Genomic DNA, 18,065 nt, shown 5'->3' on the forward strand with positions numbered 1-18,065 from the left:
AATGCCGCCATCTGCGCACGCGGGGTAATTTTCAGGTTGTTTAAAAAATTCGAATAACGAACTGTGTCGTTTCAATGCCATCCCCGGATGTTGCATTAAATATGGGTAGATTGCCTGGGGCAACCGGCAGGCGTATTCACGCGTTCGCGGGAAAGCCGCTGCGCGCAAGAGAAATCTGTTTACCGAATGAGGCGATCGAATGAATTCAACCAGCAAAACTGCATCGAGCCTGAGCCTGCGCGCCAGCCCCTACATCCGGAGTATCGAAGCCAAATTAAATTTACCCGGTGCCTTGAGTCGAGCTGGCTACCTTTCAGTCTTTGACATTGCCCGTCAGCCCAAAAGCCAGTTCGTCCGTCGAAACGGAGGGCTGCTCAAAAAACAAAGCGAGTCGGCCTACGATCTCGCGCTTGGATTAGCTAATCAGCTACGGCGCGCATTTCGTCAAAAGCAGCTCGCCGCCGGCGTGCAGAGCTTACGTCCCCGGACACTTAGTGGGCAACTCGCATTGCCGACGCCGCAGAACTCGCTTAAACAAGGGCTGATGACCGGCGGTCCAAGCTGGCAAACGCAGTTTAACGACGACTGGAGCGCGTATTGCCAGAATGGCGCCCCCGAGGCTAACGATTCTCCGGTCGCTTACCTAAGCTGGCTATACAGCCAGGCGCTCAGTTTTGAGCGGAGCGCCGGGGATGCGAAACTAGACGTCATCACGCTGGCCGATCGCCGTCCCGATCTATCGTCATTGCTCATTGACGACGCAGCCATCAACCAGGTGGTGCCCTCACTACAATTGGTCAATCAAATTCTGGAAGGTGTCATTGCGCACACTATCAGCGACTCTACCGTCGATGAAACACTGGCAACGACTCGTTATCCATCGCCGCTGCCTTATCACTACCCACATGATCAGGTTCATCTCTCGCTAAACACGGCAGGCGTACCTCTATTGGAAGTAATCGGCCAGACCGATATCAGTTGGCCATATTTCATTTCAAGCTCAATGACTGGAGAGAGCAGCGAGCAAGCCTTGGCGCTAGCCAGTTTGCTGGCACCTGAGCAGCAGACGATTGTTACGGAACCGACCCATGCCGCGTCATCGGATTTTTACAAAGCCAATTTCGGCTATGACACCGCTGATTACATACCATTTGCCACTCCGAATTTACTAGCCCGTCAGACTGGCATTACAGTGCCTCAGTTGGAAGCGTTACTGGCCGGCACCAGCGAGGGAACCAGCGTGCTGGCATCCCCCAACGTAAATGATACGGATGCCAATGCAAGCCTTTACGGCGCCGCATTCATTAATATGGGAAGCACTCCCCCCGTGGAGATTTCCCCATACCACGCTATCGACACGAAAACTCTGACGGACGAAAAAAGTTCCGCAACCCCCGCCATTGCCAACAACGCCGTCTTCAGTACACCAGGTCAGTTTAACGGCGGAATTATTTTGGACGGCAGATCGAAGCCAGAGTTTTATTTGAATTACGACCTGAGTTTTGCCGGATCAAAGCTCATGCCTTATTCACTGGTTTTTTGGTGCAAGGTGGCGAACGGAGAAGGAAAAAATTTGTGCATCATCACAACAAACAAGGCAACGAGCGATCCTGAAGGTGAGCAGGGAATAGCGGTATTACTTAAGGTCGATGAATCGGGAATTTATTCTCTATTATTGAATATCGCCGATAGCAATAAGCAATGTTTTGAAAATACTCTGGCTTTTCCGCCTGATCAATGGGTTTTGGTGGCCATCACTCTCGATCCGGATGTAAGTCCTGGCACGCTTACTCTGTACGTTGGCACGTCTGGTAGCACTTCTTGTGAATCAGTCAGCGTCAGTCTCAGTAATCTGGGCCCCGTAACTTCGTCCCAAGGCGTCTGGGGCTTTAACGGCAACAAAGGAAACACTTACTATAATTCGTTCCCCGACCGATGGGGAACTGTTAGTTATGACGATATTACCGTCTGGGGAAGATGTCTCCGCGAAGACGAAGTCAACGGTTTCATCACAGCAAATAGCTCGGGTGGACACTATTCTACTATGAGCCATTACTATTTACTGGATACAGACGGGCCGCTTTCACTTCCATATTCTTTGCTCAATCTCTCAGATAACCGTATGGATCGGATCAATCGCATGGTGCGCCTGCAACGCTGGCTGGACCTCCCCTATGAGCAGGTCGATTTACTACTCAGCGCCTGCATCCATGCGCAAGGTAAAAACAATACCGATTTTTCATCCAACACACACACTTCGCGCATGCTCGGCGCATTCCGCCATTTCCAGAAAAAATATAAAATCACGGCCTTTCAATTCGCCGCCCTCATCGACAAAATAACGCCGTATGCCATCTCACCAAACGTGCCGTTTTTTGACCGGATATTCAATTCTCCATCTCTATTCGAAACTTCATTTTCAATAACAGGAGATAACTTCAACTACCCACCAACCAGCGAAAGCGATGAGAGGATCGTGAAACAGCTGTGCGCTGGGCTCGATATTTCGGAGGCGCAGTTTGCCGTGCTCGCCGAACAGGTCATGACGCAGTTCGGCGGATCTCCGGGCGTCCTGCCATGTTCGCTGCAAATGGTCTCAGCCCTCTACCGCCTAACAATGCTGCCGCGCTGGATGGGACTTTCGTTTGCGGAAGGCGCGGCACTATTTAGCCTGTTGGGTGACGATCAAGCAGCGTGGAAAACGCTGGCCGGCGTACCGCAACTGGCAGCGTTGGGTGATGACTCGGATCTGCCGACAGACAGCGATATTCTGGACGTGTTGATGGCGCTCGATAGCGCGGCCGACTGGTCAAAAACTCATTCACAGTCCTGGATAAGAAACTATCTGGTCTTGCAGGACTCGCTCGCGCATCCGGTACCAACAACCAACATCCTGAATGTCATCACCAGCATCAATCAGCAACTGCCGGCGGCGCTGCTCACGGAAGCTGATTTTGATGCGACGGGAGTGCCTGCGCCGGCCGGTCCCGAGGCTCTCACCTCGGGTGTGACTTTCAACCTTCCCAAGGCAGTCGCGGGGTCTCCTGCGCAGAGCACGGGCTCCGGCTGGATGGGCGCGTTGAGCAGTCTCGTGGATCCGGGAGGTCTAGTGCTTCCTGTATCACCGGACGCCGACGCCACTGTCTATGAAACCCTGCACGCTGCCGTAACCGCCGTCGTCGAAGCCATGACCTTCGACGCGAGCGTTACCCTGACGCCCGAGCAAATCGCCGACGCCTTGACGACAGTGATTTTCCAGGCGCTATTAACCCAAAACGGTATTGCCGACAGCGCGCTCGCCCAGTTGTTGAACACCACTCAATCCCTATCCACCTTCCTGTTGCGGTGGGCGAGCGACAGCGAGTATCGACTGTTGTCCGACACGCTCGAACTCAATGGTATCTCCACGCCGACAACGATCCCCGACCCTTATCTGCAGGCACTCTACCAGTTGGGCCGGCGCGCTTCCCTGGTGGCTCAGTATCACTTGACGCCAGCGACGCTCCACGCGTTTCTTGCCAACCCGAACTGGTTCGGAGTGTCCAATACTGCCTTGACCCTGACGCTTCTGTATCGCCTCAGTCGCTATGCCGACTGGCTGTCAATCGCAGGCAAGGAGGACGCCGTACTCGCTTACCTTGGCTGGGTGAACGGAAGTACTCCTCCGGATGTGGGCGCCGCCGCGACCGCACTGGCCGATCTGCTCGGCTGGGACAGCAGCGAAGTGCGGGATGCCGCCGCCCGGTTCGGCACCAGCGGTCTGGCGCTTACGGTCACCGATGTCGATGGAGTGATGCGCCTGCAGACGCTGTCGGAAGAGACGGGTTTGTCGGTTGCCCCGCTGGTCAGTACCGGCGCGCTGACATTGAGCTCCGCCTATTCAGAATGGCAGGCAGCTGGAGAATCGCTGATCGCCGCACAGGGCGCGCAATGACGACAGCGCCGCCGCGTGGGAATGCCCGCGCGCCGCATCAGACCCGTTTTCGTGAGGTTCCCCATGAGCACCGACATCGCTGCATCCCTGAACGAGCATCAACGCGACGCCCTCCTTGCCTTTTATCTGGGCCAGTATGTGCCGAATAGTACCAGTCCCGATCTGGCTACCCTGGTACAGACGCCGGAAGATGTTTACGAATATCTGTTGATCGATCCACTGGTAAGTAATGCGGTGCCAACCTCACAAGTTGCGCAGGCGATATCCAGTATTCAGCAATACATCAACGGTATTGCCCTGAATATGGAACCCGGTTATGACACCCAGTATCTCGATCCCGATCAACTGAATCAGTGGACTGAAGGAGCTAGTCAATATAACGTTTGGGGCGGAGAGGTTGAACTTGACACCTATCCGGAAGATTATATAGACCCAACGCTCCGTCAGAGTAAAACCGAATATTTTATCGAACTGGAATCTTCGCTTGATCAGCATGCGATCAATAAAGATAATGCGCAGCAGGCGGTGCTGGGATATCTCAACGAATTTGAGAAGGTGGCCAATCTCGACGTGGTCAGCGGCTATCTCGCTGGATATGACCAGGCCAGAAGCACATACTATATGCTGGGGCGAACGCGTGAAACGTCACCCCAATACTACTGGCGTTCGCTTGATATGGGCTTAAATAATGAAAATGTCATGTCGACCGGCGCGTGGACCCAGTGGTACACGATGAATACCGCAATCAATGCTGATGCGCTCATGGGCTTGCCGCGACTGACTTATTTTAATAATCGACTATATCTGTTCTGGTTTGAGAAAACAGCATCTGGAAAAGATATAAATATCGCTTCTGACTCCGGGGGGACAGTTAGCACAACAAGCGCGGCGTATCAAACCATCAGCGCGCATTCTTCCTATTGTGATTTTAGCAATACCTGGAGCACGCCAAATTTGCTAGCCGCGATCGACAGCGCCGCAACGGCAGACGAAGAAGTTGTTTATTGCGCCAGTCTGTTCAGTGCCACGCCGGACGCCCTCTATACCGTGGCAGTCTATTACGAGAACGAAGATAAATTACTACTTTCGCTATATTCAGATGCAACACCAGAATGCCCCACAGGGATTGCTGGCTACTCAGATTTTACGTTGCAGATTGACTATTGGTTCAACACATCGGTGATTAGATCCGAATCCTCCGGAGAAGATTTAACTGACGTAGCGATGCTACTGGAACATTTTTCCTCAAAAGAGCAGCAACGCGTGCAATTGATGTACGCCATGCGGATGTTCACCGTAGACAAGGTGGGCCCCGTCTCCGATTCCCAAGATGATTTTTCTGAAGAAGCACAGAAACACCTTCCACCGCTTGACGTTGAAAACTTCTTGGTAACGAACAATGATGACGGGTCGCTACAGCTCTTGATTACCATACCCGCTACTTTCGACACATCTTTATTTCGCACATCAGACATAACAAATATCGCAATTTCTTCGACCGAAAGCTTCCCTGCTGGCGGAGGAACTGTAAATGGCGAGATTCACATCGATGATGACGTTGTAGTTTTCTTTAAAATGATCATCAGCAATACGGATTACACCGGAGAATACTCGATATTTACCTACAAGATTGGTTGCGAAGATTTCACCATTTCAACGACCAATAATGGAAATCGCACAATCACAGTTAATAGCAACCCAATTTACGACATAGCAAGCTCGGAATTTGAAATTGACGACAACACAATTACCACCGGCCTGCTTTTTTACAATGACGGAGGGCAACTAGCTGACAATCCGTCAGCCAGATTTTCTTTCAAAGTCACTTCCTGGACATTTACCATCAAAAACGGAACATGGCTTGACGGCTCTACAATTCAAACCATCGGCCCCACTCCAGAATTCCTGCCGGATGATGCGCCATTTACAACGACAATCCCCATCGAAAAGCCAGAAAGCACATCTTTAACCATCACAGTGTCTTTCGGCTACGCAACGGACGATAATCGCGTCGTTTACCAAACCTACCCAATTACGCTCATAAATAGTGCCGAAATTAAAACCACCCCCTACATCTCAACTCGTTCTGACGATAAACTAGGCACTGCGCAGTATCTGGATTTTCAATCCGCAACGTTTGAATCCGGCACGCCGATTGACGATATCCGCCTTAACACGTTGTTTGCCAAAAATCTCATCAATCAGGCCAACCTCAGTCTTGACGCGCTGCTCAGCTGGGATACCCAGTGGACAATGGAGCCGGGAATGAAAGATGCCACGCCGATCCCGATGGATTTTCACGGTGCCAATGGCATTTATTTCTGGGAGCTATTTTTCTATATGCCACACCTGGTGGCCTGGCGCCTTAATCAGGAACAAAAGTACAGCGACGCCAAGAGTTGGTATCACTACATCTTTGACCCCGCCGCGCGCGGCCGGCAGAACAGAAATCAGGAATATCCCGAGCCAGATTACTGGAGCGTGCGCCCATTGGTTGAGCCCCCGGCCGCCGGCGCTCAGGGCACAGTCGGTCAACTCACAACTGACCCGGATGCGATCGCCAGCGCCAACCCGGTACATTATCAAAAGGCCGTTTTTATGGCATACGTCGGCAACCTGATCGCCAGCGCGGATGCCAGTTATCGTCTTCTCACCAACGATGGGCTTAGTCTGGCCAAGCTGCAGTATGCCCAGGCTCGGGATCTGCTCGGACAACGCCCAGACGTGAGCATCTATAGCGACTGGACACCCCGGCCTCTCTCAGCGCTGTCCGGCAGCACCTGGCAAAGCACAGCACTCCGCGACTTCGAACAGAACTTGTCCGCTGGTAACCTGCCGCTATTCCCGGGCCGTTACGCCTTCACCCAGACCGTCGGCACCAACGACGCTTTCATCGCTCCACTCAATAAGCAATTGCTGCAGTACTGGAATCTGGTCGATTCCCGGATGTATAACCTGCGACACAATTTAAGCATCGACGGCTTGCCGATTAATGTGCCGCTGTACGCCGCCCCCGTCGATCCGTGGACGCTAACCTCGCAAAGCGTGCAAGGCGGCGCCCTGGCCAGCGCGGCCAATGGCGTGATCGCTACCATTCCACCATTCCGGTTCCGCGGCATGTGGCAAAACGCCAGCACGGCGGCAAGCTTCCTGAGTCAGTTGGGACAGACGCTATTGAGCTATTGCGAACGTGGCGATACCGCCGCCCTGCAGGAACTCGATCAGCAGCAGTTGCTCACGATTTCGGCTTTCACCATCTCGCTGCAGCAAAACGCAATCGATGCGCTGGCTAAGGACCGCGACGCACTGACCGCTAGCGAGACCTTGACTCAGCATCGTCTCGACTATTACCAAGGGTTGTATGACGAGGGCGTCAGTACACAGGAGCAGCAAGCCCTTAGCAAGATGCAGGAATCCGAAAACGAAACCACCGCTGCCATGAGTTTGAAGATTTCCGGTTGCGCGCTGAATATGGCACCGAACATCTTCGGTTTTTCCGACGGCGGCAGCGTATGGGGCGCCGCGCTGGAGGGCTCGTCGGGCGCGACAGGAATGCAGGCTCAAGTGGCCGCCACCGAGGCGCAGAAAATGCAAACCTCGGCTGAGTACGCTCGCCGTCAGGACGAATGGAACTTCCAGATCAGTCAGGCACAGGACGACCTGAACGCCATCAGCAAGCAACTCGACGCATTGAGTGTGCGTCAGCAAGGCGCGCGAACTTCGCTGGCGATGGCTCAGGCCCAGCAGACCAACCTGCAATCGACGCTCACCTTCCTGACCAGCCGCTTCACCCAGTCGTCCCTCTACAACTGGCTCACCGGCCAGTTATCGTCGCTGTACTACCAGGCCTACGACGCCGTCTTGTCGTTATGCCTGAGCACCGAGGCATGCTGGCAGTACGAAATGGGCGACGTGATGACCCGGTTCATTCAAACCAACGCCTGGAACGACAGCTACCGCGGCTTCCTGGTCGGCGAAACCCTGCAGTTGAACCTGCAGCAGATGCAATCGGCCTGGCTCGCGCGCAATGTGCGCCGCCTTGAGCTAACCAAAACCATCTCGCTCAAACAGTTGATCGACGATGACGATATCTGGAACGACTTCATCAGCACCGGCAAGGTGGACTTCACCCTCACCGAAGCCTTGTTCGATGCGGATTATCCGGGTCACTATCTGCGCCAGCTAAACCTGGTGACGGTGACGCTGCCGGCGCTACTGGGCCCATATCAGGACGTGCGCCTGACGCTCACGCAGACCAGCAGCAGCGTTCTGCTTAAGGCCGACATTGATGGAGTGAAGTATCTCAACGACAGCAAAACCGGCAGTGCAGCTAACATCATGATCAACCCCCGCGCCAACCAGCAGGTGGCCATCTCCTCAGGGCTCAACGACAGCGGTCTGTTCGCGCTCAACTTTGGTGACGAGCGCTATCTGCCGTTTGAAGGAACAGGCGCGGTATCCAGATGGCACGTGAGCTTTCCAAACCCGACTTCGAACGAGCAAACTGCTTTACTGGCGTCGCTTAACGACGTCATTGTGCAAGTGCATTACACCGCGCTGTATGGCGGCACCGCCTTTGAGAGTGCCGTTAGCGATCTGGCCTGACCCGGTTTTACGCGCCTGTGACCGTTCAGTGCCGGAGCGGTCACAGGCGCCTTACGCAATAGCGCATCCTCAATAAATTTCAGTCAAACCAAAAGTCCTGTCGGATCCACGGCTCACACCAACAAATACCCTCGCCCGCACACGTTTAAAAATACAGCACACTTCATCTTCAAGCACAATAAAATGACATTTTTAACAACCTTGTTTACATAAACCTCCTGTTGAAATATCCCGCAAATGCAATATCATTTTACTTGCGCCATCCAAGTTCCTCACCGTCCGCAGCGCGAACATTCATAAATAACAAGAACAATTATTTGCAGGGCCGTACCGTGCATACGAGGGCAACACATGGATCAAATTCAGGCAATGCGTGTGTTCGTCAAAATCGCCGACACACAAAGTTTTCGTCGTGCTGCCCAACTGCTCGATATGTCCAACGCAAATGTGACGAGGTCGATCGCGCTGCTCGAAGCTCACCTGCAAACGCGGCTGATCAATCGCACGACGCGAAATGTCTCGCTCACACCGGGAGGTTTGCGCTACCTGCAGGGGTGCCGGTGCGTGCTCGAAGAATTCGACCTTCTGGATAGACTGGTGGTGTCCGACGTGCAAGAGCCGAGCGGCACGCTCAACATATTGGCGGCCGAGGCGCTATCACAGCTTTCGTTGACGCCGCTTCTCGATGGATACCGGCGTCGACATCCGAAAGTCCATGTGCGGCTGACGCTAGCCGAATTCGATATGGATTCGTTGACGGAACACTACAGCGGCCTGTACGACGTCGGCATCATCACAACGGCCGCGGCGCTTGATGAGGAACTGGTTCAGCGACCGCTTGGCGCAAACCAGCTGGTCATGTGCGCGGCTCCCGGCTATATAACAAAACACGGGGAACCCGTAACGCTGGACGAACTCGCCAACCACTCGTTTGTCGGCCGGCAGGAAGGACATCTCGAGATGTTAAATTTAACCGATACGTCCGGAAAGTCGCAGTCCGTTTCGATTCAAACCGTTTATACCGTCAATAGCGTGCTTATGGTGCGATTGGCAGCTATCGCGGCAATGGGCATTGCAATTTTGCCATCGCAATTGATAGCCGGCGACCTGAACGCCGGATCCCTGACACGCATCTTGCCAAACTATAAATTCGATGATTCAGACGAGACATCGATCGTCTATCCGAGGCGTCAGTATTTACCAGCCAAAACCACTTCATTCATTGACTACACGCTGGAATACTTTACCGGCAAAAAACTAACGAAGCCCGCAATCAATAACTATATTCCGCCGTACCGCTACGATCTTCCGGAAGACTGATTCCCGCCCAGGGATGGCAGCGGCATGCAACGGTAGTTGCCATGAACCCGGCGACCGAGTCGCACGTGTGCTTCCCCTGCGACGCAACCTGAACGTGAACGTACACGTTGTACTATAATGCAGCCAGTCCGTTTTACCATCCAGACCGCATGCCCAAAGACTCGCCCGCCCTGCTCACCGTGCGCGACGCCGCCGAACGTCTCGGCGTCACGCCGCGCACGCTGAAGTACTACGAGGAACGCGGTCTCGCGTCGCCCACGCGCAGCGAAGGCCGTTACCGGCTTTACGACGAGGACGACCTGAAACGCTTCGGGCGCATCCTGCGCCTGCGCTCGCTCGGTTTTTCGCTGCAAGGCATTACCGAAATGCTCAAGCAGCCGCTCGAACCTGTCGACGGCGGGCATCGTTATTCGCTCGACTCGTTGCGGCAGATTCACGACGCGATCGCGCAGCAGGCCGACGCGCTCGACGCCCGCATCGAATCGATGCGCCGCGAACTGAAGGAGGCGCAGAAGCTGCGCGCCGATCTGAGCCCCGACCTCGACTATCTGAAGCGGCGCCTCGCCGGTGAAAACGCGGACACGCTGCTCGAGCAGCGGCGCAATGCGCGCAAGGAAGCACGGTCCGGCGCCGCCAATCCACCCGCTTCCACAAACGGCAAGCCGACGCCGCGCAAACCCCGCGCGGCCAAACCGGCATGAATGCCGCCCCGTCCCGCGCACCGTTGTTCAGCATCGACAAACTGCGCGGCGATTTCTTCCCGTGGGTGCTGGCTGTCGTCACCGGCCTCGACTACTTCGACAACTCGATCTTTTCCTTTTTCGCCAGCTATATCGCGGGCGGCATCAACGCATCGTCGGATGAACTCGTGTGGGCGTCGAGCGCGTATGCGGTAGCCGCCGTGCTCGGCATCCTTCAGCAGGAATGGTGGGTCGAACGGTTCGGCTACCGGCGTTATGTCGCCGGCTGCATGCTGCTTTACGCCGGCGGCGCGGTGGCCGCGGCGCTCAGCGAATCGTCGATCGAACTTGCGTTCGCGCGCGGCTTTCAGGGCTACTTCATCGGCCCGATGATGGGCACCTGCCGCATCCTGATCCAGATGAGCTTCACGCCGCAACAACGACCGGCGGCCACCCGCGCGTTTCTGTTGCTGATCGTGCTGAGCAGCGCGCTCGCGCCGCTGATCGGCGGACAACTGGTGGCGTACTTCGACTGGCGCGCGCTGTTCCTCTGCACCGCGCCGGTCGGCCTGCTGTTCGCCGTGCTGGCCCTGCTCGCGCTGCCCAACGCCGGCAACCGCGTGCCCGAACAGCGCGGCGCCGCGCATTTCTGGCCCTACCTGATCTTCGCGTTCGCGCAAGGCGCGCTGCAGATCGTGATGCAGCAGGTCCGCTTCCAGTTGTTCAGCGCGTCGCCGGGTCTGATTCTGCTGACGGTCGCCGGGATCGCCGCGCTCGGCTGGTTCGCCTGGCAGCAGTGGCATCACCCTTCGCCGCTCGTGCGTCTGCACGCGTTGCGCGAAAAGGTTTTCCAGGTCGGGCTCGTGCTGTACATGTTCTATTACTACGTGTCGACCGTGTTCAGCTATCTGATCTCGCGTTTTCTGGAGAGCGGCCTCGGTTATCCGGTCGACAACACCGGCCGCCTGGTCGGCACCACTTCGCTGATTTCCGCGAGCGCGCTGTTCATCTACCTGCGTTACGCGAAGCTGCTGCCGCGCAAGAAGTGGATCATCGTGCCGGGCTTCGCGGTCGCCGCGTTCGCCGCGGCGTGGATGACGCGCATGTCGCCCGGTGTCGGCGAAGCGGCATTGATCGTGCCGCTGCTGTTGCGCGGGCTGCTGTTGCTGTTCATCGTGCTGCCAGTCGCCAATCTGACTTTTCGCATCTTCGCGATCGAGGAATTCACGCACGGCTATCGCCTGAAAAACATCGTGCGGCAACTGACGATCTCGTTCGCCACGGCCTCGGTGATCATCGTCGAGCAGCATCGGCAGGCGCTGCATCAAACCCGCCTCGCGGAGTTCGTGAATCCGTACAATCCGGTATTCCAGAACACGCTCGCCGCGTTGACGCGAAGCTTCGCCGCGACCGGGCGCTCGCCGTCCGAGTCGCATGCGCTGGCCATCGTGGAAATCAGCCGCACGGTCGCGCAGCAGGCCAGTTTTCTGGCCTCGCTGGACGGCTTCTATTTCCTGATCGGCATCGCGATTGGCGGCGGCCTGTTCGCCGCGTGGCAAAAACAGATCGACTAAAGGTTGCGTCAGCTCATGCTTTCGAAACTCACCCAATGGCTCGGCACGCGCCGCCGCGAACGCGCGCTGCGCGACTACGCGATCGACGACGCGCTCTGGCAACGCACGCTCGACGGCCTGCCGTTCCTCGCGCATCTCGACGCGCCCGGCCTCGCGCGCTTGCGTGAACTGACAAGCCTGTTCCTCGCGCAAAAAGAGTTTTCGACCGCGCACGAACTCGAACTCACCGACGCGATGACGGTGGCGATCGCCGCGCAGGCCTGTTTGCCGGTGCTGAACCTGAGCCTCGATCTGTATCGCGGCTGGGTCGGCGTGATCGTGTATCCGGGCGAGTTCGTCATCCGCAAAACCGTGGAGGACGAGGACGGCGTCGTGCATGAAATCGAACACGACGCGAGCGGCGAAGCATGGGAAGGCGGCCCGGTGGTGCTGTCGTGGGAAGACGCGCAGATGACGGACGGCGCCGATGCATACAACGTCGTGATTCACGAATTCGCGCACAAGATCGACATGCTGAACGGCGAGGCGGACGGCCACCCGCCGCTGCTGCGCCGCTGGCACGCGCCGCTCGACGCGCAGGCGTGGGCCGACGTGTTCGATGCCGCCTACGACCACTTCTGCGCACAGGTCGACGCGGTGCCGGAGCGCCGCTGGGCGCGCTTCGAGCGCGAATCGCTGATCGATCCGTATGCGGCGGATCATCCGTCGGAATTTTTTGCCGTGTGCAGCGAGGCGCTATTCGTGCAGCCGCAGGCGTTCGAAGCCGCGTATCCGGAGCTGTACCGGCTGCTGGCGCGCTTTTACCGGCAGGATCCGGCGCGGGTCGGGCTGACTTTCGCCGCGGACTGAGGTTTCGCAGCACGTCTTAGACACTCTTAAAAAGCTTGCACAAAAGTCGTCAAGCGACTGATTTTCTGGCATAATCGCCGTTTTTCGACCATAGGCAAGTGGCTCGCGCCTAGATGCTGTCCGCGTCATCATGCGGCTGCTCGCGGGTTGGCTACCGCCAGATTAAAGGAAAGACCATGAAAGAAGGCATTCACCCGGATTACCGCGAAGTCCTGTTCATCGACATGTCGAACGACTTCAAGTTTGTGACGCGCTCGACCATCCAGACGCGTGAAACCGCCGAATTCAACGGCAAGACCTACCCGCTCGCCAAGATCGAAGTGTCGTCGGAATCGCATCCGTTCTACACCGGCCAGCAAAAGATCATGGACACGGCAGGCCGCGTCGAGAAGTTCAACAAGAAGTTCGGCTCGCGCGCTACCGGCAAGGCAGCAGCGAAGTAATACCTGCATCGTCACCGGCTTGGGCCGGCAACGGAAGCAGCAAAAAAAGGGCAGCGCGAGCTGCCCTTTTTTGTCGCTGGGCCAGGCTGCGAGGCACGTGTTCATGGCTGCACCGGGCTGAGATCGTTCGGCATCGCCTCGTAGGCCCGCTCGCCGACGCCCTGCCCGACCACCGGCTGCGCGGCAACTCGCGGTGCTTCGCGTGGCGAGCGCTCCATTCGCGTTACGTGGACGCCATTCGCATTACAGGCCCGCCCCGCGCGTTGCACGCCGTTACCTGCCGTGACGCGTACCGTACGGCACGACTACAATGCCGGATGCTCCAGAAGACGAGCCATTCCAGCGACTGCGCAGCCTGACCGCGCGTCCGGTCCCGGCCGCATCGCTTATCACGCTTATCCAAGATCCACACACCGCATGAGACCTGTCGTTCGCCTCACTGCCTCCGCGACGAGTGCGTTGCCGCGCTGGCTGCTGCTGACCATCTGTATCGTCTACGCGTCGTTCGGCCTGTTCGGCCGCGATCCGTGGAAGAACGAGGACGCAGCCGGTTTCGGCGTCATGTGGACCATGGCCAACGGCCATCTGCACGACTGGCTGCTGCCGAACCTGGTCGGTAAATACATCACCGAAGACGGCCCGCTCGGCTACTGGCTCGGCGCCAGCGCGATCCGCACGCTCGCGCCGTGGGTCGACGCGAGCAACGCGTCGCGCGTGTTCACCGGCCTGCTGTTCTGCGCGGCCTGCGCGTTCGTCTGGTACACCGCGTATCTGCTCGGCCGGCGCGCCGAGGTCCAGCCGTTCAAATATGCGTTCGGCGGCGAGCCGGAGCCGCGTGACTACGGCCGCACGCTCGCTGACGGCGCGCTGCTGATCCTGCTCGCCTGCTTCGGTCTGGCCGAGCGCGGTCACGAAACCACGCCGCAACTCGCGCAGTTCGTCGGCATCGCGATGCTCGTGTACGGCCTCGTGCGCACCATCGACAAGCCGATTCAAGGCTCGCTGATCTGGGGTCTCGCGCTCGGTCTCGTCACGCTGGCGAGCAGCCCGGTGCTGGTCGGCGCGCTGCTACTCGGTACGCTGGCCATGCCGCTGCTGGTGCGCGAGGCGCGCTCGCGCTGGCTGCTGTTGGCCGGCTTGCCGGTCGCGCTGGTGATCGGACTGTCGTGGCCGGTGTTCGCGCTCAGCGCCTTTCCCGACGACGCGGTCTGGTATCTGAATCAATGGCTGCACGTGAGCCTGACGTCGTTCGCCGGGCCGCCGGGTCCGGTCACCGCGTACGCGCTGAAGAACCTGCCGCTCTTCACGTGGCCGGCATGGCCGCTCGCGTTGTGGGCGTGGTTCAGCTGGGCGGGTCTGCGGCGTGCGCCGCACGTGGCGATCCCGCTGTCGGTGATCGGTCCGCTGCTGGTGCTGGTGGTGCTGCAAAGCCATCAGTCGAACCGGCTCTACATGCTGCTGTTGCCGCCGCTCGCGGTACTCGCCGCGTTCGCGCTGCCCACGCTCAAGCGCGGCGCGATCAATGCGATCGACTGGTTCGCGCTCCTGAGCTTCACGATCCTCGGCAGCTTCGTGTGGCTGGTGTACGTGGCCGGGCTGACCGGCTTCCCGCATCCGCTCGCCCGCAACCTCGCGCGTCTCGCGCCGGGCTTCGCGCCGCAGTTCAAGATTCTGTCGTTCGTCTGCGCGGTCGCCGTGACGATCTGCTGGTTCGTGCTGGTGCGCTGGCGGCTCGCGCGTCATCCGAAGGTGCTGTGGCGCAGCGTCGTGCTGTCGAGCGCGGGCACCACGCTGATGTGGGTGCTGCTGATGACGCTGGCGCTGCCGGTCGTCAACTACAGCCGGACGTATAAGGATGTGGCCGAGCAGATCGCCAGCCATCTGCCGGAAGACTACACCTGCATTTCACCGGTGCGGCTGGGCAATGCGCAGATCGCGACCTTCGCGTATTTCGGCGACATGCACTTCGCGTTCGACCAGGATTGCGACGTGATCCTGCGTCAGGACACGCAGGAATACGGCGACCCGAGTTCGATGCCCGACTACATCTGGAAGCTGGTCTGGGAAGGCCGCCGCGTGGCCGATCGCGACGAACGCTTCCGCCTGTACGTGCGGATCGACCGTCCCAAGCCGCCGGTCGTCAAGCGCCGCAGTTGGCACAAGAAGCCCGGCTGAGCATGTTCGCCGACGTCCGGAAAATCGCCGCGCTCGCGTGGCCGGTGCTGATCGGCCAACTGGCGATCATCGCGTTCGGCGTGATCGACACGGCGATGGTCGGCCGTTACTCGGCCGTCGATCTTGCCGCGCTCGGGCTCGGCTCGTCGATCTACATTTCCGTCTATATCGGCCTGACCGGCATTCTGACCGCGTTGCAGCCGATCACCGCGCAACTCTACGGCGCGCGCCGCCATGCGGAGATCGGCGAGGAAGCGCGCCAGGCGTTGTGGCTCGCGCTCGCGCTGACCGTGATCGGCTTTCTGATCCTGTATTTTCCCGGGCGCCTGCTGCAGATGGCGCGTGTGCCTGAAGCGCTGCACGAGCGCACGCTCGCGTATCTGCGCATTCTCGCGTTCGGGCTGCCGGCCGGGCTCATCTTCCGCGTCTACAGTTCGATCACCAATGCGGTGGGCAAGCCGCGGCTCGTGATGATCCTGCAAGTCGGCGCGCTGCTGCTCAAGGTGCCGCTCAATACGTGGTTCATCTTCGGCGGATTGGGCGTGCCGGCGCTCGGCGGCCCGGGTTGCGCACTGGCGAGCACGATCCTCAACTGGGGACTCGCGATACTCGGCATGCTGCTGCTCACGCGCGTCGACGTGTTCAGGCCGTTCGGGATTTTCGCGCACTTCTGCTGGCCGGTCTGGCGACGCCAGGCCGCGCAGTTGCGGCTGGGCATTCCGATGGGACTGTCGTATCTGATCGAGGTCACGTCGTACACGTTCATGGCGCTGTTCATCGCGCGCTTCGGCACGACGACGCTTGCCGGGCATCAGATCGCCGGCAACATCGGCGCGGTGCTGTACATGACGCCGCTGTCGATCGGCATTGCGTCGTCGACGCTGGTCGCGCAGGCGCTCGGCGCGCATCGTCCGGAGGCGGCACGCACGTTGTCGCGCCACGGCATCGTGATGGCGATCGCGATCGCCTGCTGTTACGGCGCGATCATGCTGGTGCTGCGGCCTTACGTGATCGAGGGCTATACGACCAATGCGCAGGTGGCGGCGGCGGCCATGCCGCTGGTGCTGATCGTCCTGTGCTACCACCTGTTCGACGCATTGCAGATCACCACCGCGTTCGTGCTGCGCGCGTACAAGGTCGCGGTTGTGCCGACCGTCATCTATGCGATTGCGCTGTGGGGCGTGGGCCTGGGTGGCGGGTATGTGCTCGGCTTCAACGTGTTGGGTGTCACGCCGGACTGGTTGACCGGCGCGCGGGGTTTCTGGGTCGCGAATACCGCGAGCCTCGCGATCGCGGGCGGCGGGTTGCTGGTGTACTGGCGGGTGGTGAGCAAGCGGTATCTGCGGGGCGAAGCGGGGCTTCAGGGCGAATCGGTGAACTGAGGCGGTGCGGCGCCCCACGCGTTGCCGGGCAGGTTGCAGAGCGTGCGCGGCCACAGACCTGTCGTTTGTCGAAGCGGCGATTTATCGCTGACAGTTAGTTGCATTCGATTTTTGAAAAAACGGCCGCAAAATCGCAGCCGTTTGCCTTCCTGTCGCTCCTCTCTCCTCCTTATTCCGCCCTACTCCGCCACGCGCGGCAAAGCTCAGGCCGGGCACGCCGTTGCGGACGGCATCGCCTCCGCTTCCCGGTCGCGTCGCTCGAAAATCTCCCGCGCGGCGAACAGCGCATTCAGCGCCGCCGGAAACCCCGCGTACAGCGCCATCTGCATGAACACCTCGACGATCTCGTCGCGCGTACAACCGACGTTCAACGCCGCCTCGATATGCACTTTCAACTGCGGTTGCGCGCAGCCGAGCGTCGCCAGCGACGCGATCGTCGCAATCTCCCTCGCGCGCAGATCGAGCTGCGGCCGGCTGTAAATATCGCCGAAACCGAATTCGATCAGCAGGCGCCCGAAATCCGGCGCGATCGGCGCGAGCGCGGCGATCACCTGCTCGCCGGTCGAACCGTCGATTTCCTTCAGTTTGTCCCAGCCTCGGGTGTAGCGGTCGTGGTGTGCGTGGTCCATGGTGAGTCCTTTTGCGAATGTGAAAGCGTCTGCGGTTCGTCGGAATGTCGTGTCGAATGCGCCGCGGACGAGGCGTGCGCCGCCACCTCGCCTTCGTAGTACGCGATCTTGTCGACGATCGCGCCAAGATTGCTCTGCAACTCGGCGATCCGCGCCAAAACCGCGTCCCGATGCGCCACCAGCAGATCGCGCCGTTCGCCGACGGTCGGCGCACCGTCGGCGCGCAACGCCGCGAACGCCTGCATGCCGGCGATCGGCATACCGGTCGCCTTCAGGCGCATCACGAAACGCAACCAGTCGAGATCGGCCGGCGAATACAGCCGATGCCCCGCCTGCGTGCGCCCGACGGCCCGGATCAAGCCGGCCTGTTCGTAGTAACGCAGCGTGTGCGCGGAGACGCCGAGCGTTTGCGCGACCTGCCCGATGGTGAGTGCGGTTGGGATATTCGACATGACGGAACTCAGGTTAGGACTT

The 18,065-nt window shown here is 58.7% G+C and carries 11 protein-coding genes; 9 read left to right on the top strand and 2 right to left on the bottom strand.

Features of this window, described 5'->3' with window-relative positions:
• Window positions 1-199: 199 nt before the first annotated feature.
• From LFL96_RS10655 to LFL96_RS10695, 9 genes are all read left to right on the top strand, one after another.
• Window positions 200-3,934, top strand: a complete 3,735-nt coding sequence (locus tag LFL96_RS10655; RefSeq protein ID WP_280995218.1) for a Tc toxin subunit A — start codon at window positions 200-202, stop codon at window positions 3,932-3,934.
• Window positions 3,935-3,997: 63 nt separating this feature from the next.
• Window positions 3,998-8,539 (top strand): neuraminidase-like domain-containing protein, encoded by a 4,542-nt coding sequence (locus LFL96_RS10660; RefSeq protein ID WP_280995219.1) that lies wholly within the window; start codon window positions 3,998-4,000, stop codon window positions 8,537-8,539.
• 351 nt (window positions 8,540-8,890) lie between these two features.
• The gene (locus LFL96_RS10665; RefSeq protein WP_280995220.1) at window positions 8,891-9,859 is read left to right on the top strand and encodes a LysR family transcriptional regulator; all 969 of its coding nucleotides are present in this window, start codon (window positions 8,891-8,893) and stop codon (window positions 9,857-9,859) included.
• Between the two features lie 149 nt (window positions 9,860-10,008).
• The gene (locus LFL96_RS10670) at window positions 10,009-10,560 is read left to right on the top strand and encodes a MerR family transcriptional regulator (RefSeq protein ID WP_280995221.1); all 552 of its coding nucleotides are present in this window, start codon (window positions 10,009-10,011) and stop codon (window positions 10,558-10,560) included.
• Window positions 10,557-12,113, top strand: coding sequence for an MFS transporter (locus tag LFL96_RS10675; protein WP_280995222.1), 1,557 nt, complete (start codon window positions 10,557-10,559; stop codon window positions 12,111-12,113). Before LFL96_RS10670 ends, LFL96_RS10675 begins: the two co-directional genes overlap by 4 nt.
• 15 nt (window positions 12,114-12,128) lie before the next feature.
• Window positions 12,129-12,962: a M90 family metallopeptidase gene (locus LFL96_RS10680; RefSeq protein ID WP_280995223.1), complete on the top strand. Its 834-nt coding sequence runs from the start codon at window positions 12,129-12,131 to the stop codon at window positions 12,960-12,962.
• Between the two features lie 176 nt (window positions 12,963-13,138).
• A complete protein-coding gene (locus tag LFL96_RS10685; RefSeq protein WP_042323790.1) occupies window positions 13,139-13,405 on the top strand; it encodes a type B 50S ribosomal protein L31 in 267 nt (88 codons plus the stop codon).
• Window positions 13,406-13,822: 417 nt separating this feature from the next.
• Entirely contained in the window at window positions 13,823-15,580 is a 1,758-nt protein-coding gene (locus LFL96_RS10690) for a glycosyltransferase family 39 protein (RefSeq protein ID WP_280995224.1), read from the top strand.
• A 2-nt stretch (window positions 15,581-15,582) separates the two neighbouring features.
• The gene (locus tag LFL96_RS10695; RefSeq protein ID WP_280995225.1) at window positions 15,583-16,962 is read left to right on the top strand and encodes an MATE family efflux transporter; all 1,380 of its coding nucleotides are present in this window, start codon (window positions 15,583-15,585) and stop codon (window positions 16,960-16,962) included.
• Window positions 16,963-17,165: 203 nt separating this feature from the next.
• On the opposite strand, the gene LFL96_RS10700 is transcribed toward LFL96_RS10695, so the two are convergent.
• Together LFL96_RS10700 and LFL96_RS10705 are read right to left on the bottom strand one after the other, a co-directional pair.
• Window positions 17,166-17,591, bottom strand: a complete 426-nt coding sequence (locus LFL96_RS10700) for a carboxymuconolactone decarboxylase family protein (protein ID WP_280995226.1) — start codon at window positions 17,589-17,591, stop codon at window positions 17,166-17,168.
• Window positions 17,543-18,043, bottom strand: coding sequence for a MerR family transcriptional regulator (locus tag LFL96_RS10705; protein WP_280995227.1), 501 nt, complete (start codon window positions 18,041-18,043; stop codon window positions 17,543-17,545). The genes LFL96_RS10700 and LFL96_RS10705 overlap by 49 nt, the downstream gene beginning before the upstream one ends.
• Window positions 18,044-18,065 lie beyond the last annotated feature (22 nt).

This window comes from Paraburkholderia sp. D15, assembly GCF_029910215.1.
Classification (GTDB): Bacteria; Pseudomonadota; Gammaproteobacteria; order Burkholderiales; family Burkholderiaceae; genus Paraburkholderia.

Bases quoted from the DNA above. Each gene is read 5' to 3' on its own strand.
- LFL96_RS10655 (WP_280995218.1), top strand. From the start codon at position 200: ATGAATTCAACCAGCAAAACTGCATCGAGCCTGAGCCTGCGCGCCAGC.
- LFL96_RS10660 (WP_280995219.1), top strand. From the start codon at position 3,998: ATGAGCACCGACATCGCTGCATCCCTGAACGAGCATCAACGCGACGCC.
- LFL96_RS10685 (WP_042323790.1), top strand. From the start codon at position 13,139: ATGAAAGAAGGCATTCACCCGGATTACCGCGAAGTCCTGTTCATCGAC.
- LFL96_RS10670 (WP_280995221.1), top strand. From the start codon at position 10,009: ATGCCCAAAGACTCGCCCGCCCTGCTCACCGTGCGCGACGCCGCCGAA.
- LFL96_RS10705 (WP_280995227.1), bottom strand. From the start codon at position 18,043: ATGTCGAATATCCCAACCGCACTCACCATCGGGCAGGTCGCGCAAACG.
- LFL96_RS10675 (WP_280995222.1), top strand. From the start codon at position 10,557: ATGAATGCCGCCCCGTCCCGCGCACCGTTGTTCAGCATCGACAAACTG.
- LFL96_RS10695 (WP_280995225.1), top strand. From the start codon at position 15,583: ATGTTCGCCGACGTCCGGAAAATCGCCGCGCTCGCGTGGCCGGTGCTG.
- LFL96_RS10690 (WP_280995224.1), top strand. From the start codon at position 13,823: ATGAGACCTGTCGTTCGCCTCACTGCCTCCGCGACGAGTGCGTTGCCG.
- LFL96_RS10665 (WP_280995220.1), top strand. From the start codon at position 8,891: ATGGATCAAATTCAGGCAATGCGTGTGTTCGTCAAAATCGCCGACACA.
- LFL96_RS10700 (WP_280995226.1), bottom strand. From the start codon at position 17,591: ATGGACCACGCACACCACGACCGCTACACCCGAGGCTGGGACAAACTG.
- LFL96_RS10680 (WP_280995223.1), top strand. From the start codon at position 12,129: ATGCTTTCGAAACTCACCCAATGGCTCGGCACGCGCCGCCGCGAACGC.